Origin of the sequence: Shigella dysenteriae, from assembly GCF_022354085.1 — a bacterium.
In the GTDB taxonomy this organism is placed as follows: domain Bacteria; phylum Pseudomonadota; class Gammaproteobacteria; order Enterobacterales; family Enterobacteriaceae; genus Escherichia; species Escherichia coli.
In genome coordinates this window covers 1956935-1973832 of the sequence record NZ_CP055055.1, presented here as the reverse complement: position 1 = coordinate 1973832, position 16898 = coordinate 1956935, and the positions used below count along the sequence as shown (strand labels likewise).

General features: G+C 53.3%; 16 protein-coding genes. 4 read left to right on the top strand and 12 right to left on the bottom strand.

Features of this window, described 5'->3' with window-relative positions; all coding sequences use genetic code 11:
• Positions 1-386: 386 nt before the first annotated feature.
• Positions 387-3572: a ribonuclease E gene (rne, locus tag HUZ68_RS09445; protein ID WP_239594157.1), complete on the top strand. Its 3186-nt coding sequence runs from the start codon at positions 387-389 to the stop codon at positions 3570-3572.
• A 196-nt stretch (positions 3573-3768) separates the two neighbouring features.
• Here rne and flgL read toward each other — a convergent pair whose 3' ends face one another.
• The 11 genes from flgL to flgB form a co-directional block, all read right to left on the bottom strand.
• On the bottom strand, positions 3769-4722 hold the full coding sequence (gene flgL / locus HUZ68_RS09440) for a flagellar hook-associated protein FlgL (RefSeq protein ID WP_001212776.1): 954 nt from the start codon (positions 4720-4722) through the stop codon (positions 3769-3771).
• An 11-nt stretch (positions 4723-4733) separates the two neighbouring features.
• On the bottom strand, positions 4734-6377 hold the full coding sequence (flgK, locus tag HUZ68_RS09435) for a flagellar hook-associated protein FlgK (RefSeq protein ID WP_000096460.1): 1644 nt from the start codon (positions 6375-6377) through the stop codon (positions 4734-4736).
• 65 nt (positions 6378-6442) lie between these two features.
• Complete coding sequence (gene flgJ / locus HUZ68_RS09430; RefSeq protein ID WP_001295441.1) at positions 6443-7384, bottom strand: flagellar assembly peptidoglycan hydrolase FlgJ; 942 nt, start codon at positions 7382-7384, stop codon at positions 6443-6445.
• The gene (gene flgI / locus HUZ68_RS09425) at positions 7384-8481 is read right to left on the bottom strand and encodes a flagellar basal body P-ring protein FlgI (RefSeq protein ID WP_000589326.1); all 1098 of its coding nucleotides are present in this window, start codon (positions 8479-8481) and stop codon (positions 7384-7386) included. The genes flgJ and flgI overlap by 1 nt, the downstream gene beginning before the upstream one ends.
• Before the next feature lie 11 nt (positions 8482-8492).
• Entirely contained in the window at positions 8493-9191 is a 699-nt protein-coding gene (gene flgH / locus HUZ68_RS09420) for a flagellar basal body L-ring protein FlgH (protein ID WP_001295442.1), read from the bottom strand.
• Between the two features lie 52 nt (positions 9192-9243).
• Entirely contained in the window at positions 9244-10026 is a 783-nt protein-coding gene (gene flgG, locus HUZ68_RS09415; RefSeq protein WP_000625837.1) for a flagellar basal-body rod protein FlgG, read from the bottom strand.
• A gap of 137 nt (positions 10027-10163) precedes the next feature.
• Entirely contained in the window at positions 10164-10919 is a 756-nt protein-coding gene (gene flgF / locus HUZ68_RS09410; RefSeq protein WP_000349300.1) for a flagellar basal-body rod protein FlgF, read from the bottom strand.
• Between the two features lie 19 nt (positions 10920-10938).
• Entirely contained in the window at positions 10939-12144 is a 1206-nt protein-coding gene (gene flgE / locus HUZ68_RS09405; RefSeq protein WP_000885878.1) for a flagellar hook protein FlgE, read from the bottom strand.
• A 24-nt stretch (positions 12145-12168) separates the two neighbouring features.
• Positions 12169-12864 (bottom strand): flagellar hook assembly protein FlgD, encoded by a 696-nt coding sequence (gene flgD, locus HUZ68_RS09400; RefSeq protein WP_000020486.1) that lies wholly within the window; start codon positions 12862-12864, stop codon positions 12169-12171.
• Positions 12865-12875: 11 nt separating this feature from the next.
• A complete protein-coding gene (gene flgC / locus HUZ68_RS09395; protein WP_001196460.1) occupies positions 12876-13280 on the bottom strand; it encodes a flagellar basal body rod protein FlgC in 405 nt (134 codons plus the stop codon).
• 3 nt (positions 13281-13283) lie between these two features.
• Complete coding sequence (flgB, locus tag HUZ68_RS09390; protein WP_000884702.1) at positions 13284-13700, bottom strand: flagellar basal body rod protein FlgB; 417 nt, start codon at positions 13698-13700, stop codon at positions 13284-13286.
• A 154-nt stretch (positions 13701-13854) separates the two neighbouring features.
• On the opposite strand from flgB, the gene flgA reads away from it, so the two are divergent.
• The 3 genes from flgA (at position 13855) to flgN (ending at position 15304) form a co-directional block, all read left to right on the top strand.
• Complete coding sequence (gene flgA, locus HUZ68_RS09385) at positions 13855-14514, top strand: flagellar basal body P-ring formation chaperone FlgA (protein WP_000955720.1); 660 nt, start codon at positions 13855-13857, stop codon at positions 14512-14514.
• Between the two features lie 75 nt (positions 14515-14589).
• The gene (flgM, locus tag HUZ68_RS09380) at positions 14590-14883 is read left to right on the top strand and encodes a flagellar biosynthesis anti-sigma factor FlgM (RefSeq protein WP_000020880.1); all 294 of its coding nucleotides are present in this window, start codon (positions 14590-14592) and stop codon (positions 14881-14883) included.
• Positions 14884-14887: 4 nt separating this feature from the next.
• The gene (gene flgN, locus HUZ68_RS09375; RefSeq protein WP_000197340.1) at positions 14888-15304 is read left to right on the top strand and encodes a flagella biosynthesis chaperone FlgN; all 417 of its coding nucleotides are present in this window, start codon (positions 14888-14890) and stop codon (positions 15302-15304) included.
• A 39-nt stretch (positions 15305-15343) separates the two neighbouring features.
• On the opposite strand, the gene murJ is transcribed toward flgN, so the two are convergent.
• A complete protein-coding gene (gene murJ / locus HUZ68_RS09370; RefSeq protein ID WP_001050672.1) occupies positions 15344-16879 on the bottom strand; it encodes a murein biosynthesis integral membrane protein MurJ in 1536 nt (511 codons plus the stop codon).
• Between the last annotated feature and the right edge of the window lie 19 nt (positions 16880-16898).

Here is a 16898-nt window from a genome sequence, read left to right as displayed (position 1 = left end):
AGGCTTGCAGTGGAATAATGAGGCCGTTTCCGTGTCCATCCTTGTTAAAACAAGAAATTTTACGGAATAACCCATTTTGCCCGACCGATCATCCACGCAGCAATGGCGTAAGACGTATTGATCTTTCAGGCAGTTAGCGGGCTGCGGGTTGCAGTCCTTACCGGTAGATGGAAATATTTCTGGAGAGTAATACCCAGTCTGTTTCTTTGATAATTGCGCTGTTTTTCCGCATGAAAAACGGGCAACCGACACTCTGCGCCTCTTTGAGCTGACGATAACCGTGAGGTTGGCGACGCGACTAGACACGAGGCCATCGGTTCACACCCGGAAAGGCGTTACTTTGCCCGCAGCTTAGTCGTCAATGTAAGAATAATGAGTAAGTTACGATGAAAAGAATGTTAATCAACGCAACTCAGCAGGAAGAGTTGCGCGTTGCCCTTGTAGATGGGCAGCGTCTGTATGACCTGGATATCGAAAGTCCAGGGCACGAGCAGAAAAAGGCAAACATCTACAAAGGTAAAATCACCCGCATTGAACCGAGTCTGGAAGCTGCTTTTGTTGATTACGGCGCTGAACGTCACGGTTTCCTCCCACTAAAAGAAATTGCCCGCGAATATTTCCCTGCTAACTACAGTGCTCATGGTCGTCCCAACATTAAAGATGTGTTGCGTGAAGGTCAGGAAGTCATTGTTCAGATCGATAAAGAAGAGCGCGGCAACAAAGGCGCGGCATTAACCACCTTTATCAGTCTGGCGGGTAGCTATCTGGTTCTGATGCCGAACAACCCGCGCGCGGGTGGCATTTCTCGCCGTATCGAAGGCGACGACCGTACCGAATTAAAAGAAGCACTGGCAAGCCTTGAACTGCCGGAAGGCATGGGGCTTATCGTGCGCACCGCTGGCGTCGGCAAATCTGCTGAGGCGCTGCAATGGGATTTAAGCTTCCGTCTGAAACACTGGGAAGCCATCAAAAAAGCCGCTGAAAGCCGCCCGGCTCCGTTCCTGATTCATCAGGAGAGCAACGTAATCGTTCGCGCATTCCGCGATTACTTACGTCAGGACATCGGCGAAATCCTTATCGATAACCCGAAAGTGCTCGAACTGGCACGTCAGCATATCGCTGCATTAGGTCGCCCGGATTTCAGCAGCAAAATCAAACTGTACACCGGCGAGATCCCGCTGTTCAGCCACTACCAGATCGAGTCGCAGATCGAATCCGCCTTCCAGCGTGAAGTCCGTCTGCCGTCCGGTGGTTCCATTGTTATCGACAGCACCGAAGCGTTAACCGCCATCGACATCAACTCCGCACGCGCGACCCGCGGCGGCGATATCGAAGAAACTGCGTTTAACACCAACCTCGAAGCTGCCGATGAGATTGCTCGTCAGCTGCGCCTGCGTGACCTCGGCGGCCTGATTGTTATCGACTTCATCGACATGACGCCTGTACGCCACCAGCGTGCGGTAGAAAACCGTCTGCGTGAAGCGGTGCGTCAGGACCGTGCGCGTATTCAAATCAGCCATATTTCTCGCTTTGGCCTGCTGGAAATGTCTCGTCAGCGCCTGAGCCCATCACTGGGTGAATCCAGTCATCACGTTTGTCCGCGTTGTTCTGGTACTGGCACCGTGCGTGACAACGAATCGCTGTCGCTCTCTATTCTGCGTCTGATCGAAGAAGAAGCGCTGAAAGAGAACACCCAGGAAGTTCACGCCATTGTTCCTGTGCCAATCGCTTCTTACCTGCTGAATGAAAAACGTTCTGCGGTAAATGCCATTGAAACTCGTCAGGACGGTGTGCGCTGTGTAATTGTGCCAAACGATCAGATGGAAACCCCGCACTACCACGTGCTGCGCGTGCGTAAAGGGGAAGAAACCCCAACCTTAAGCTACATGCTGCCGAAGCTGCATGAAGAAGCGATGGCGCTGCCGTCTGAAGAAGAGTTCGCTGAACGTAAGCGTCCGGAACAACCTGCGCTGGCAACCTTTGCCATGCCGGATGTGCCGCCAGCGCCAACGCCAGCTGAACCTGCCGCGCCTGTTGTAGCCCCAGCACCGAAAGCTGCACCGGCAACACCAGCAACTCCTGCACAACCAGGGCTGTTGAGCCGCTTCTTCGGCGCACTGAAAGCGCTGTTCAGCGGTAGTGAAGAAACCAAACCGACCGAGCAACCAGCACCGAAAGCAGAAGCGAAACCGGAACGTCAACAGGATTGTCGCAAGCCTCGTCAGAACAACCGCCGTGACCGTAATGAGCGCCGCGACACCCGTAGTGAACGTACTGAAGGCAGCGATAATCGCGAAGAAAACCGTCGTAATCGTCGCCAGGCACAGCAGCAGACTGCCGAGACGCGTGAGAGCCGTCAGCAGGCTGAGGTAACGGAAAAAGCGCGTACCGCCGACGAGCAGCAAGCGCCGCGTCGTGAACGTAGCCGCCGCCGTAACGATGATAAACGTCAGGCGCAACAAGAAGCGAAGGCGCTGAATGTTGAAGAGCAATCTGTTCAGGAAACCGAACAGGAAGAACGCGTACGTCCGGTTCAGCCGCGTCGTAAACAGCGTCAGCTCAATCAGAAAGTGCGTTACGAGCAAAGCGTAGCCGAAGAAGCGGTAGTCGCACCGGTGGTTGAAGAAACTGTCGCTGCCGAACCAATTGTTCAGGAAACGCCAGCTCCACGCACAGAACTGGTGAAAGTCCCGCTGCCAGTCGTAGCGCAAACTGCACCAGAACAGCAAGAAGAGAACAATGCTGATAACCGTGACAACGGTGGCATGCCGCGTCGTTCTCGCCGCTCGCCTCGTCACCTGCGCGTGAGTGGTCAGCGTCGTCGTCGCTATCGTGACGAGCGTTATCCAACCCAATCGCCAATGCCGTTGACCGTAGCGTGCGCGTCTCCGGAACTGGCCTCTGGCAAAGTCTGGATCCGCTATCCAATTGTACGTCCGCAAGATGTACAGGTTGAAGAGCAGCGCGAACAGGAAGAAGTACAAGTGCAGCCGATGGTGACTGAGGTCCCTGTCGCCGCCGCTGTCGAACCGGTTGTTAGCGCGCCAGTTGTTGAAGAAGTGGCTGAAGTCGTAGAAGCCCCCGTTCAGATTGCCGAACCGCAACCGGAAGTGGTTGAAACGACGCATCCTGAAGTGATTGCCGCCGCGGTAACTGAACAGCCGCAGGTGATTACCGAGTCTGATGTTGCCGTAGCCCAGGAAGTTGCAGAACACGCAGAACCGGTGGTTGAACCGCAGGAAGAGACGGCAGATATTGAAGAAGTTGCCGAAACTGCTGAGGTTGTGGTTGCTGAACCTGAAGTTGTTGCTCAACCTGCCGCGCCAGTCGTCGCTGAAGTCGCAGCAGAAGTTGAAACGGTAGCCGCGGTTGAACCAGAGATCACCGTTGAGCATAACCACGCTACCGCGCCAATGACGCGCGCTCCGGCACCGGAATATGTTCCGGAGGCACCGCGTCACAGTGACTGGCAGCGCCCTACTTTTGCCTTCGAAGGTAAAGGTGCCGCAGGTGGTCATACGGCAACGCATCATGCCTCTGCCGCTCCTGCGCGTCCGCAACCTGTTGAGTAATAATTAGCTCAAAGTAATCAAGCCCTGGTAACTGCCAGGGCTTTTTTATTTCATGTTTGAATCAACATATTAAAATTCATCAAATGGCATCCTTGCTAACCAACAATGCAAAATAGGCAAAAAAAATGCCCGCCCCGGCGATCCCAGAGCGGGCAGACAAAACATACCCAGTTTCATGATATGTTTTAAAGCGAGCTTATTTGTTGAGCTGGAAGAGCGACAATCCCTGCATATCGGTAAATGCTTTATACGATGCCTGCAATGCCGTTTGCTGCATGATGTAAGATGAAATAGTTGCATTCCAGTCCACATCAACCAGATCGCTCATCTGCTGCGTTTGCCCTAAAGCGCGATCGCTACCTAAGGAATCCAGCGACTCCAGTTCGTTCAGCTGCGTGCCTAATTCCGCGCGAACAGTCAGCACATTGTTCAGCGAGTTTTTCAGTCCGCGGTTGGTTTTATCTAACGCCGCAGCGGCGGTTTCTTTATCCGCTTCGCTATCCGCGACCGGCGTTTTCAGGGCTGCGATGGCGCTATCCAGCATGGCAAAAAGATTGGTTTCAGAAGCGCTACCGTCTGGTTCCGCTACCGCGTTACTGGTTATACTGTCGAAAATTTTGTCGCCCGTATGTCCTATCACCATCGAACGCGAAGCATCGACCTGTTGCTTAATACTTTCTGTTCCGCCGACATAATCACCGTTAGCCTCACTAAACGGCGCAGTCTCTGTTTTATAACCGGCAAAAATGTAGCGCCCGTTACCGTCAGTGGTGTTCGCCAGATTCAGCAACTGGTCACGAAGCCCCTGAATATCCGTAGCCAGCGAGGCCCGGTCATCGTCACTCAAGGTGCCATTGCTGGCGTAGACAATTTTTTCCTGAGCATTCTGGATAGCAGTGGTGACCTGGCTAAGTACACTCTCTTCCAGTGACACTTTTTGAGTGGCGAAAGTACGCGCCAGCGTGTACTGGCTGTTTTGCGCCTGTGCCTGGGAGAGAACAACCGCTTGTGATGCTGCAATGGGATCGTCAGAAGGGTTAACGACTCGCTTACCTGTCGACATCTGCTCGCCGTACTTCATCCATTCCGCCTGAGAATTGGTGATGCCACGCATGTTTTGCTGGTACATCATCTGGGTACTGAAACGCATCTTATCTCCCCTTAGCGAATGTTAATCAGCGCATCAAAAATCGCGTTTGCCGTCTGCAGAACCTGCGCATTCGCCAGGTAATACTGCTGAAAACGTTGCAGATTTCCGTACTCCTCATCGAGATTGACACCGGAAATCGACTGCTGCTGATTGGAAAGCTGCGTCACCACATTACCTTGCGTGGTGCTACTGGTTTTCAACGTCGCGGTTTTATTACCGATATCACTCACTAACGAGGCATAAGCGTCGTTAAAGGATTTCGCACCGCCCACCGTTTTACTGTTGCTTTGCAGATCCAGCAGGGCCTGACCGTTGCGGTTGTCGCTATCACCTGCATCTTCTTCGCTCGCCATCGCGATTTTCGCTTCGTCGGTGATTAATACATCCATGTTGACGATGGCGTCACTTACTGGTTTCAGCGTGAAGCTGTCGTTAACGGCAGGCGTTCCTGTAAACGTCAACTCCAGACCATCAAATGCCACTTTACCGTTGGCATCCGGCGTCACCGTAAAAGTGGTATTGCTGGCAAGGCGGGTGACCTGCCACTGATTATTATCGAACGAGATTTTGTAATCTGTCGCCAGTACCGCGGAGGCATCAGTTACCGTGGCACCGATCGCAACGTCACCTTTGTTTTTCGTGTTTTGCAGAACCGCGGGCTTACCGATAGCAAAGAAATCTTCACCGGCATCGCCGTTAGCATCAAATCCGGCTTTGTGTTGGCTGTTGAAAGCCTCGGCAAATGCCAGCGCCAGTTGTCCAAGCGTATTACGCGTCTGGTCCAGATCCTGAGAACGGAATGTCAGAATGCCGCCCAGCGACCCGGTATTCAGTAATTTCTCCGGGATCTCAATATTGCCTGCCGTCCCATCAACGTAAGCGACAGTCGTACGAGAAGGGTCGGCGCTGGAAGGAACTGCCGCCAGTTGCCGCGCCGTACTTCCCTGAACCAGTGAGTAACCATTGGCCATCGTGATGTTATAAGTACCGCCATCCTGAACGCTGACTTCTACGCCAACAATCTGGTTTAATTCGCTCACCAGTTGATCGCGTTGATCCAGCAGATTGTTAGGTGACGCCCCTGCCCCCACGCCTGTCAGGCGCGAGATTTGATCGTTCAGGCTGGCAATTTGTTTAGCGTAATTGTTGATCTGATCAACGCTGGCACCTATCGCGATATTGACCTGTTTGTCCTGGTCGCGCAGATATTGATCGGTGGTTTTAAACTGATTCACCAACCCTTCTGATTTCCCAATCAGCGCCTGGCGCGCTGCCGGGTCTTCCGCGTTACTCACCAGCGTTTGCAGGCTGGTGAAGAAATCCTGCATCTGTGTTGCCAGCGAAGAGGTACTGGTGGAGAGCATATTGTCGATTTTCGACATCTGCTCATAGCGGGCAGTCAGGCCGCTACTTTGCGTCTGCGCAGCACGTAACTGGTTGGTAATAAACGCATCATACTCACGCTGCACACCAGAAACGTAGACGCCATTGCCAACCCAGCCGCCAGCGCCCAACGTGCTATTGGCCTGCGCCATAATAGTGGTTTGGCGGGTATATCCGGCAACGTTATAGCTGGAGATATTATTACTTGCCGTATTTAACGCCGCCTGGGCCGCGTTCAGTCCGCTCATGGCGTTATTAATCAAGCTGGACATGGAGGTTCCTTATAAGCCTTCAATTACAGAGTATTATCGGCAGCGACCCGCCGGACTTGAGTTATTCAGAACAGATTATCAATGTTCATACTGTAGGTTTTGCTCACCTTGTCGCTTATCGATTTCATCTGCTGAATCATGTTGGTGAGTTTGCGGGCATAGTGAGGATCGGTGGCATAGCCCGCGTCCTGTAGGGCCTGCGCCCCCTGTTCCGCACTCGCGGCGGTCGTCACGGCGGCGTAGCGCGGGTTACGCGTTAACAGCCCAACGTAATCCGACAAGGCTTCCAGATACGAGCTGTAGACGCGAAACTTCGCTTTTACTTTCTTCGCTTCGCCGTTTTCATATTCAGTCGTGGTGATTTCAGTAACTGGCCCTTTCCAGTTGCCAGAGGCTTTGACACCAAACAGGTTATAGCTCGGCTCGCCGTTTTCGCGGCGGATTTGCCGTTGCCCCCAACCAGATTCCAGTGCCGCCTGAGCGAGGATCAAATGATGTGGCACACCGCTTTGCTGGCTTGCCAGTTGGGCGGGCAGCGAGAGTTGCGCGAGGAATGCTTTACTGTCACCCGGCAGCGAATCATCGTAGTTACGTGGCACGGCCTTTTGCACCAGCTGCGAAAGCGCCTGATTTTGATAACGCACCACAGTTTCGAGCGGGAATTTCATCGGTGCTGCTGGCGTGGACTCCTCTGGCAATGGTTGTTCTGGCGTCATCTGTTTAACCATCATCTCTGCAAGCCCCAGACCTTTGCCCGCCGTCATCTGTTGGGCAATTTGCTGGTCATACATACTGGTATACAGACGAGTGTGCTCGCTGCTGAACAGGCCATCTTTTGGTAAAGCGTCGCGCATGCTTTTCAACATCATCTGCACGAACATCCCTTCCACCTGACGGGCCACCGGACGGATATTTGCCGCCGGATCTTCGCCCGCTTTCGCCTTTAGTTCGTTGAGTGATTGCGCATCCCAGGCCGCACTTGCCAGTAGTTTGCTGTCGCTGATCATCAGATGATTTCCAGTTTTGCCCGCAGACATCCCGCACTTTGCATTGATTGCAGTATGGACATCAGATCCATCGGCGTAGCGCCCAGCGCATTGAGCGCGCGCACCACGTTATTGAGGCTGGCGCTGGAACGTACGCTTTGCAGCGAACCGCCGCTCTGGCGTAAATCGATCTGCGTTTGTGGAGTAACCACAGTCTGTCCACCACCAAACGGTGTATCTGGCTGGCTGACATTGGCCTGACGATTGACTGTTACTGAGAGATTTCCCTGCGCTACCGCGCAGCTGTCGAGGGTCACTTCGCGATTCATCACCACCGAACCGGTGCGCGAGTTAATCACTACTTTAGCGTCCTGCGGGGTGACATTAACCTGCATATTCTGGATATCTGCAAGGAAACGGACCTGGGAACTGTTGCCACTTGGTACGCGCACCTGAATAGTCCGCGCATCTAACGCGGTGGCGCTGCCATATCCACGCACGCGGTTGATGGTGTCAGCGATTTGCTGCGCCATGCTGAAATCTTCGTCGTTAAGTTGCAAATTAAGGGTATTCCCGACGCCAAACTGGCTGGGCAATTCACGTTCAATAACCGCACCATTGGTGATCCGTCCACCGTTCAGTTGGTTCACCTGAACACTGCTACCGCCAGCGGAGGCTCCTGCGCCGCCAACCAGAATATTGCCCTGCGCCAGCGCATACACCTGACTGTCAACGCCCTTAAGCGGCGTCATCAACAACGTACCTCCACGCAAGCTTTTGGCATTTCCCATGGAAGAAACCACCACATCGATGGTTTGCCCCTGACGTCCAAACGGAGGAAGTGACGCTGTCACCATTACCGCAGCGACGTTTTTTAGCTGCATATTGGTGCCCGTCGGAACGGTAATTCCCAGCTGTGAGAGCATGTTATTAAGCGTTTGTGTGGTAAACGGCGTCTGGGTTGTCTGGTCACCGGTGCCATCCAGCCCCACCACCAGACCATAGCCAATCAGTGAGTTTTGCCTTACCCCCTGAACACTGGTGAGATCGCGAATACGCTCAGCCTGAGCCGCCGTCGTGACCAGTAGAAGAATTAATGCAGAGAGAAATTTAATCACCACAGCCTCACTTACATTGGCGACAGGTTAAGGAAGAAACGCTGCAACCAGCCCATATTTTGCGCTTCGTTAATGTAGCCATTGCCTACGTATTCAATGCGCGCATCCGCCACCTGAGTAGACGGTACGGTATTGCTGCCGCTGATAGTGCGTGGATTAACCACGCCAGAGAAGCGAATAAATTCGGTACCCTGATTAATGGCAATCTGTTTTTCACCCACCACATGCAGGTTGCCGTTGACCAGTACCTGGTCAACCGTCACCGTCAACGTGCCGCTAAAGGTATTGCTGGCATTGGCCCCGCCCTTTCCGTTGAACGTGTTACCACCGGAGGCTTCGACATCGGCACGAGCGTTACCAAACAGCCCCTGCAAATAGCGCGGCACAGTATCAAAGCCAAAATTAGTTTTACCGTCACGGCTGGCATTCGCAGAGGAGCTTTTGCTGGCGCTGACGTTCTCCTGCAACACGATGGTCAGCGTATCGCCAATATTGCGTGGTCGACGATCTTCAAACAGCGGTTGATAGCCATAGTTAATCGGCTGAGCAGACTGGAAAATAGAACCGTTGGCGACGGGCGTCGGACCGGGAACCGGTTGTGCACTGGTCGCCCCCTGCACCAGCGGCGTGGAGGGTATCCAGGCGCAGCCGGTTAGTGAAAGCACCAACAAGCTGGAAATGGCATAAGTATGCGCAGCGTTTTTTTGCATGGCTATCATCTTCAAAAATCAGTAAACCGGTGAACCTGCCACCGGTTAAGCCTTAGAGTTGCGTCAGTTTTTGCAGCATCTGATCGGTGGTGGACACCGCTTTACTGTTGATTTCGTAAGCGCGTTGCACCTGAATCATATTGACCAGTTCTTCCGCCACGTTGACGTTAGACGTTTCAACATACCCTTGATACAGCAGTCCCGCGCCGTTCAGGCCCGGCGTGCTTTCGTTCGGTGCACCAGAGGATTGCGTTTCGGTGTAGAGGTTTTCGCCAATGCTCTCCAGCCCGGTGTCATTCATAAAGGTGGTGAGATTGAGCTGCCCAACCTGAACCGGAGCTGCCTGGCCTTGTTGGGTTACGCTGACCACGCCATCACGACCGATGGTGATACTTAACGCATTCGCCGGAATGGTGATCGCTGGCTGCACCTGAAAACCACCAGCCGTCACCAGCTGCCCGTTCTGATCCACCTGGAAAGAGCCGTCACGGGTATAGGCTGATGAACCATCTGGCAACATCACCTGGAAAAAGCCCTGCCCTTTAATCGCGACATCTTTGCTGTTGTTGGTCTGCGACAGGTTTCCCTGGCTGTGTAAGCGTTCAGTGGCGACCGGGCGTACCCCCGTGCCGATTTGTAATCCGGAGGGTAAGGTGGTTTGTTCGGAAGACTGTGCCCCCGGCTGGCGAATGGTTTGATAAAGCAGATCTTCAAACACCGCGCGCTGACGCTTAAAACCGTTAGTACTGACGTTTGCCAGGTTGTTGGCAATGACGTCCATATTGGTTTGCTGGGCGTCAAGGCCCGTTTTGGCGATCCATAATGAACTGATCATAAAATGTCCTGTAGTGGATTAGTGACAAGCAGAGCAGAAGCACGCGACAGTGTGAATTTCCCCTCACCCTAACCCTCTCCCCAAAGGGGCGAGGGAATAGTCCGCGCGCTTTTATTGCAATGTCATCAATCGTTCAATTAACTCATCGACAGCAGTTGGTTGGCACGGCCTGCGTTATCATCGACGCTGCTGATCACCTTCATCTGCATTTCAAAACGCCGCGCGCTGGCAATCATGTCGCTCATTGCCGCAACGGCATTGACGTTACTGCCTTCCAGAACCCCCGACATCACACGCAAGGTTGGATCTGCCTGCAGTATCGGCCCACGCGTGGCCTGGCTTTCTGCGCTTAAACGAAAAATGCCGTCGTCACCGCGTTGCACTTCGCTGCCCGTGGCTTTCACCAGTTTCAGACGCCCCACTGGCGCAACCGTATTTGCCGGATCGCCCGGATTGAGCGCCGAGATTGTGCCATCGGCAGCAATAGTGATTTCCGCCCCTTCCGGCACAGCAATTGGCCCAGCCTCGCCTATCACCGGATGCCCCTGAATTGTCAGTTGCCCGGTGGGATCAACCTGAATGCTGCCATTACGCGTATACCCTTCGCTGCCGTCAGCGGACTGCACGGCCAGCCAGCCATCCTGCTGCAATGCAACGTCCAGCGGGCGCGAGGTGTAATCCATCTTGCCGGGCGTCATGTCTGCACCCGGTGTTGACGCCGTTACCAGCGTGCGCGTGGGCAGTGAAAGCCCTTCCACCGGCACTGCACGCAAGGCGTTTAACTGCGCGCGAAAACCGGGCGTAGAGGCATTGGCCAGATTACTGGCGGTTACCGCCTGTTGATTCAGCGTCTGGCTGGCTGCTCCCATCGCGGTATAAATTGCGTGATCCATTGAGCTATCCCGTCAGCGATTAGCGTAAGTTAACCAGCGTGTTGAGGATCTGGTCCTGGGTTTTGATGGTCTGGGCGTTAGACTGATAGTTACGCTGGGCAACGATCATATTGACCAGTTCTTTACTGAGATCGACGTTGGACGCTTCCAACGCACCGTTGGTCAGGGTGCCAAAGTTGCCCGTCCCGGCTGTCCCCAACAGCGCCACGCCAGAAGATTGCGTCGCAGACCAGACGTTGTCGCCTTCGGATGCCAGACCTTCGTTGTTGGCAAAGTTCGCCAGTACAATCTGCCCCAGCAGTTGTGTTTGTTCGTTGGAATAGTTGCCGACAACCGTACCGTCATCATTGATTTGATAACTCACCAGATCGCCCGGTTTGTAGCCATTCTGGGTGGTTGCCACAATATTGTTAGCGCCGGTATTTTGCTGCATGGAGTTGAGGAAGCTCAGGCTAAACGTGGCGGGATCTGCGCCGTTAATTGCGCCAGTGGTAATATTCTCTGTTGGATTTGAGGTCAGAACGCCATTGGCATTAAACACCAGCTTCATTGCAGGCTCGGCTGTACCTGTTGGATCACTGCTATCCTGGGTGTAGACCTGCCAGTTATTATCCCCGGTCTTCACAAAGTAGACGCTCATGTCATGAGCATTACCCTGACTGTCGAAAACAGTCACCGAACCTTTTTTGTTATAGCTATCCGCATTGCTGGCGCTGAATGGCGTAACAGTAGGAAGCGGATCACTGGAATTCAGGTTGATCTGCATCGATGCCGTGGTGGTAGTTTTCGCTGCCATCAGGGTATTCGGGATCGAAATATTGGTCGGATTCGCCCCTTGCTGAATAGTCGGCGGCGTACCGGTTGCCGGGTAACCCGTCAGCTGTAAACCTTGCATATTCACCAGGTTACGGTTTTCATCCAGCTTAAATTGTCCGTTACGGCTGTAGAACACCGAACCGTTGCTGTCTACCAGACGGAAAAAACCGTTCTGGCTGATAGCAACGTCCAGACCTCGCCCGGTGTTGGTGGTCGTGCCATCGGTAAAGTCCTGAGTGATACCGGCAACTTTTACCCCCAGTCCCACTTTCGAACCGGCAAACATATCGGCAAAAGAGGCCGTGCCTGATTTAAAGCCGTAGGTGGCGGAGTTGGCGATATTGTTGCCAATAACATCGAGGTTGGTGGCGGCAGCGTTTAATCCGCTAACCGCTTGAGAAAAGGCCATGACTGACTCCTGAAATGTGAAGGCTTAAATTATCTGCCGTACTTCGTCGAGGGTGGTGGTGCCGTAAGTGCCGAGATCCAGCGTATTACCGCTGTTGCCGCGGATCACACCCTGCACCAGAGCAAACTGCAGCGGCTGGGCAACCAGTTGTGTACCACCGTTACTGGCGCTAATCGCTACATTGTAAGAACCGTTCGGCGCAGTGCTGCCATCAGTCAACGTACCGTCCCAGGTGAAACTGTGAACTCCAGCGGTCAGTTCACCAATATCAATAGTGCGCACAACCGCGCCATTTTTATCGGTGATGGTGGCCGTAACTTTGTCTGCCGCCTGTTGCAGCTCAACACCAAACGGCGTGGTCGTGGTCACAGCCCCTTCTTCACTGCCGGTTCCCGCAAGAACAGTTGTGCCGGGGATCATCACGCCGTGACCGATCAGGTTACTGGCCTGTAACGACTGGCTGTTATCAATCTGTCCGGAAATAGATCCGAGCGTGGTATTGAGTTTTTCAATCCCGCTGACCGTGCTGATTTGTGCCAATTGCGACGTCAGCTCGTTGTTTTCCATTGGATTGGTCGGGTCCTGGTTTTTCAGCTGCGCCACCAGCAAAGTCAGAAAACTGCTTTGTAAATCTGCGGCGTTGCTGCCCGTGAGCGAACTACTGCTGGTGGTACTGACGCCGGTATTTGTCGGATCGGTGGTGGTTACCGCAATGGACATAGCTTTCTCCTTTATTGACCGAGCGTAAGGGTTTTCAGCATCATACTTTTCACCGTGTTGAGCACTTCAACGTTGGCCTGATAGCTGCGTGACGCCGACATGGTGTTAACCATCTCCCCGACGACATCAACGTTCGGCATTTTTACGTAGCCCTTTGCATCTGCCAGCGGATTACCCGGTTCATAAACCAGTTTGTCCGGGGCCTGACTTTCTATAACATCGGCAACCTTTACGCCGCCTGTCGCAGCACCTGGTGCAGCGTTAACCTGGAATACCACCTGTTTTGCCCGATATGGCTGTCCATCAGGACCGGTCACGCTATCAGCATTTGCCAGATTACTGGCCGCCACGTTCAGGCGCTGGGACTGGGCAGTTAACGCCGACCCGGCGATATCAAAAATATTCAGCAGTGCCATCCGTTAATTTCCGCTCTGTAAAACGTTCATCATGCCTTTGATTTGCCCGCTCAACGCGCTAAGGCTCATCTGGTATTGCAGGCTGTTATCGGCAAACTGGGTGCGTTCGCGATCCATATCGACGGTATTACCGTCAAGCGAAGGCTGGTCCGGAATACGGTATTGCAGTTCTGCGGTAGGAGGCGTCAGCGCCTGCGCCGGGATGTGTTGCGTTGAGGTCATCGTCAGTGCAACCACACTGGTTGCATCCCGTCCACGTTGCATGACTTTTTTAAGTTCACTGGCAAAATCGATATCGCGCGCCTGATAACCAGGGGTATCGGCATTGGCGATGTTTGCTGCCAGCACTTCCTGACGCTGGGCGCGCAGATTGAGCGCCTCTTGTTGAAAACGTAAGGCGGCGTCGAGCTTATCGAGCATATCTCCTCCGCAGGTATCAAAATTCTGCCATCAGCTTAAATGCCTTTACGCGCGCGTTATCGGCGGAATAAACGCAAAATGGGTCGCTATTTATGCCGTTGATGGTCATTGCGGACAGGTACAATTCACGTTGTAGAAATGGCTGGGGGCGAAAATGCTGACAATAAAACGTAGCGTGGCGATCATCGCGATACTGTTCAGTCCGTTAAGTACGGCGAGCAATCTCACATCGCAATTGCACAACTTTTTTAGCGCCCAACTCGCGGGGGTAAGTGATGAGGTTCGTGTTTCTATTCGTACAGCGCCCAATCTACTACCGCCATGCGAGCAGCCATTGCTTTCGATGAGCAATAATTCCCGCCTGTGGGGCAATGTGAATGTGTTGGCACGCTGCGGTAACGACAAACGATATTTACAGGTTAATGTGCAGGCCACAGGAAATTATGTGGTTGCCGCGATGCCCATTGTGCGGGGAGGAAAGCTGGAAGCTGGCAATGTCAAACTAAAACGCGGACGGCTGGATACCCTGCCACCGCGTACGGTGCTGGATATCAATCAACTTGTTGATGCCATTAGCCTGCGCGATCTATCACCCGATCAACCTATCCAGTTAACCCAGTTTCGCCAGGCATGGCGGGTAAAAGCGGGACAACGCGTCAATGTGATCGCCAGCGGTGATGGGTTTAGCGCCAACGCAGAAGGTCAGGCGCTGAACAATGCAGCCGTCGCACAGAATGCGCGGGTGCGCATGGTATCGGGACAGGTAGTCAGCGGCGTTGTTGATGCAGATGGGAATATTCTTATAAACCTGTAAGCTGTTAAAGATTACCCGTCCCTTGCCGATAAATAAGCAACACATGATAAAAGCGCCCTCAATGAGGAATAAACCATGAGTATTGATCGCACTTCGCCTCTGAAGCCTGTAAGCACCGTTCAACCGCGCGAAACCACTGACGCGCCGGTAACGAACAGCCGGGCGGCAAAAACAACCGCCTCCACCAGCACCAGTGTGACGTTAAGCGACGCGCAAGCAAAACTGATGCAACCCGGCAGCAGTGATATCAATCTTGAACGTGTCGAAGCGTTAAAACTGGCGATTCGTAACGGTGAACTAAAAATGGACACCGGCAAAATTGCCGATGCGCTGATCAACGAAGCGCAGCAAGACTTGCAGAGTAACTGATCGTATGACACGTCTTGCAGAGATCCTCGACCAGATGTCCGCTGTGCTTAACGATCTCAAAACGGTAATGGATCAAGAGCAGCAACATCTCTCTATGGGGCAGATCAACGGCAGCCAGTTGCAATGGATTACAGAACAAAAAAGCTCACTGCTGGCGACGCTGGATTACCTCGAACAGTTACGCAAGAAAGAACCCAATACAGCAAATAGCGTTGATATTAGTCAACGCTGGCAGGAAATTACTGTGAAAACGCAGCAACTACGCCAAATGAATCAACATAACGGCTGGTTACTGGAAGGACAGATTGAGCGCAATCAACAGGCGCTGGAAATGTTGAAACCGCATCAGGAACCGACGCTATATGGGGCGAACGGTCAGACCTCAACAACCCATCGCGGCGGTAAAAAGATTTCGATCTGAATATTATCTCCGGCCTGCACTGCAGGCCGGAATGCATTGTTACACCGTCCGGCGGGCAAATTCTTTAACTTTGAAGCCCAGTACCGCCAGTGCAGCGAAGTACGCGGCAATCCCCGCCAGCACGACCGCCATTAAACGCAGTAAGCGCCAGGGCATGGTACCCAATGACCACTCCGGCATGATATGTAACATACCTAAAAGCACGCCAGACATCACCAGTACCGCCACCACCAGACGCAACAGAAACGCCATCCAGCCGGGTTGCGGAGTAAAGATTTTCTGCTTACGCAACTGCCAGTAAAGCAGCGAAGCATTCAGACACGCCGCCAGACCAATAGAAAGTGACAGCCCGGCATGTTTCAACGGACCAATAAACGCCAGGTTCATCAATTGCGTTAAAATCAGCGTAACGATGGCAATTTTCACTGGCGTTTTAATGTCCTGGCGGGAATAAAAGCCAGGAGCCAACACTTTCACTACAATCAGGCCAATCAAACCCACCGAGTAGGCAATTAACGCCCGCTGGGTCATCAGCGCATCAAACGCGGTAAATTTACCGTACTGGAACAGCGAAACGGTTAACGGACCTGAAAGAATGCCCAACGCAACCGCACTCGGCAGCGCCAACAGGAAACAAAGACGCAACCCCCAGTCCATCAAACGGTTGTATTCATCATGATTGCCACTGGCAAAACTTTTCGACAGCGACGGCAGCAAAATGGTGCCAAGCGCCACGCCCAGCACACCGGACGGAAACTCCATTAAGCGGTCGGCGTAATACATCCAAGACACCGAACCGGAAGCAAGAAACGAGGCAAAAATGGTGTTGATGATTAAGGAGATCTGGCTCACAGAGACGCCAAGGATCGCCGGTCCCATCTGTTTCACCACGCGCATTGCTCCGGCATCGTGGAAGTTAATGCGCGGCAGGACCAGCATGCCGATCTTCTTCAGGTGCGGTAGCTGATACACCAGCTGCAGGATGCCGCCGACCGTAACAGCCCACGCCAGCGCCAGCACCGGTGGGTTAAAGTACGGTGCGGCAAACAGCGCGAAACCAATCATGCTGATGTTAAGCAGTGTTGGAGCAAACGCCGGAATCGAGAAGCGGTTCCACGTATTCAGAATCGCTCCCACCAGCGACGCCAGGGAGATCAGCAAGATATAGGGAAAGGTAATCTTTAGTAGCTGGCTGGTCAGGGCAAATTTGTCAGCTGTGTCAGCGAAGCCTGGCGCGGTCACCATGATCACCCACGGTGCGGCGAGCATGCCAGCGACCGTCACAACCGCCAGCGCGAGTGTCAGCAGGCCAGAAACATAAGAGACAAAGACCCGCGTGGCGTCTTCACCCTGCTTACTTTTATATTCCGCCAGAATCGGTACAAATGCCTGGGAAAATGCCCCTTCGGCAAAGATACGGCGTAACAAGTTAGGAAGTTTAAAAGCGACGAAAAAGGCGTCGGTTGCCATCCCTGCGCCAAAGATTCTGGCGACAATTGCGTCTCGTGCGAAGCCAAGCACACGCGAAAACATGGTCATCGAGCTGACGGCGGCCAGCGATTTTAATAAATTCATCGGTGTTCTAATCCAGACC

Excerpts from the sequence above, each read along its gene's own strand:
- flgK (WP_000096460.1), bottom strand. The coding sequence starts at position 6,377 with ATGTCCAGCTTGATTAATAACGCCATGAGCGGACTGAACGCGGCCCAG.
- flgH (WP_001295442.1), bottom strand. The coding sequence starts at position 9,191 with ATGCAAAAAAACGCTGCGCATACTTATGCCATTTCCAGCTTGTTGGTG.
- flgD (WP_000020486.1), bottom strand. The coding sequence starts at position 12,864 with ATGTCCATTGCGGTAACCACCACCGATCCGACAAATACCGGCGTCAGT.
- flgB (WP_000884702.1), bottom strand. The coding sequence starts at position 13,700 with ATGCTCGATAAGCTCGACGCCGCCTTACGTTTTCAACAAGAGGCGCTC.
- murJ (WP_001050672.1), bottom strand. The coding sequence starts at position 16,879 with ATGAATTTATTAAAATCGCTGGCCGCCGTCAGCTCGATGACCATGTTT.
- flgC (WP_001196460.1), bottom strand. The coding sequence starts at position 13,280 with ATGGCACTGCTGAATATTTTTGATATCGCCGGGTCGGCGTTAACTGCC.
- flgJ (WP_001295441.1), bottom strand. The coding sequence starts at position 7,384 with ATGATCAGCGACAGCAAACTACTGGCAAGTGCGGCCTGGGATGCGCAA.
- rne (WP_239594157.1), top strand. The coding sequence starts at position 387 with ATGAAAAGAATGTTAATCAACGCAACTCAGCAGGAAGAGTTGCGCGTT.
- flgN (WP_000197340.1), top strand. The coding sequence starts at position 14,888 with ATGACACGTCTTGCAGAGATCCTCGACCAGATGTCCGCTGTGCTTAAC.
- flgL (WP_001212776.1), bottom strand. The coding sequence starts at position 4,722 with ATGCGTTTCAGTACCCAGATGATGTACCAGCAAAACATGCGTGGCATC.
- flgA (WP_000955720.1), top strand. The coding sequence starts at position 13,855 with ATGCTGACAATAAAACGTAGCGTGGCGATCATCGCGATACTGTTCAGT.
- flgE (WP_000885878.1), bottom strand. The coding sequence starts at position 12,144 with ATGGCCTTTTCTCAAGCGGTTAGCGGATTAAACGCTGCCGCCACCAAC.
- flgG (WP_000625837.1), bottom strand. The coding sequence starts at position 10,026 with ATGATCAGTTCATTATGGATCGCCAAAACGGGCCTTGACGCCCAGCAA.
- flgM (WP_000020880.1), top strand. The coding sequence starts at position 14,590 with ATGAGTATTGATCGCACTTCGCCTCTGAAGCCTGTAAGCACCGTTCAA.
- flgF (WP_000349300.1), bottom strand. The coding sequence starts at position 10,919 with ATGGATCACGCAATTTATACCGCGATGGGAGCAGCCAGCCAGACGCTG.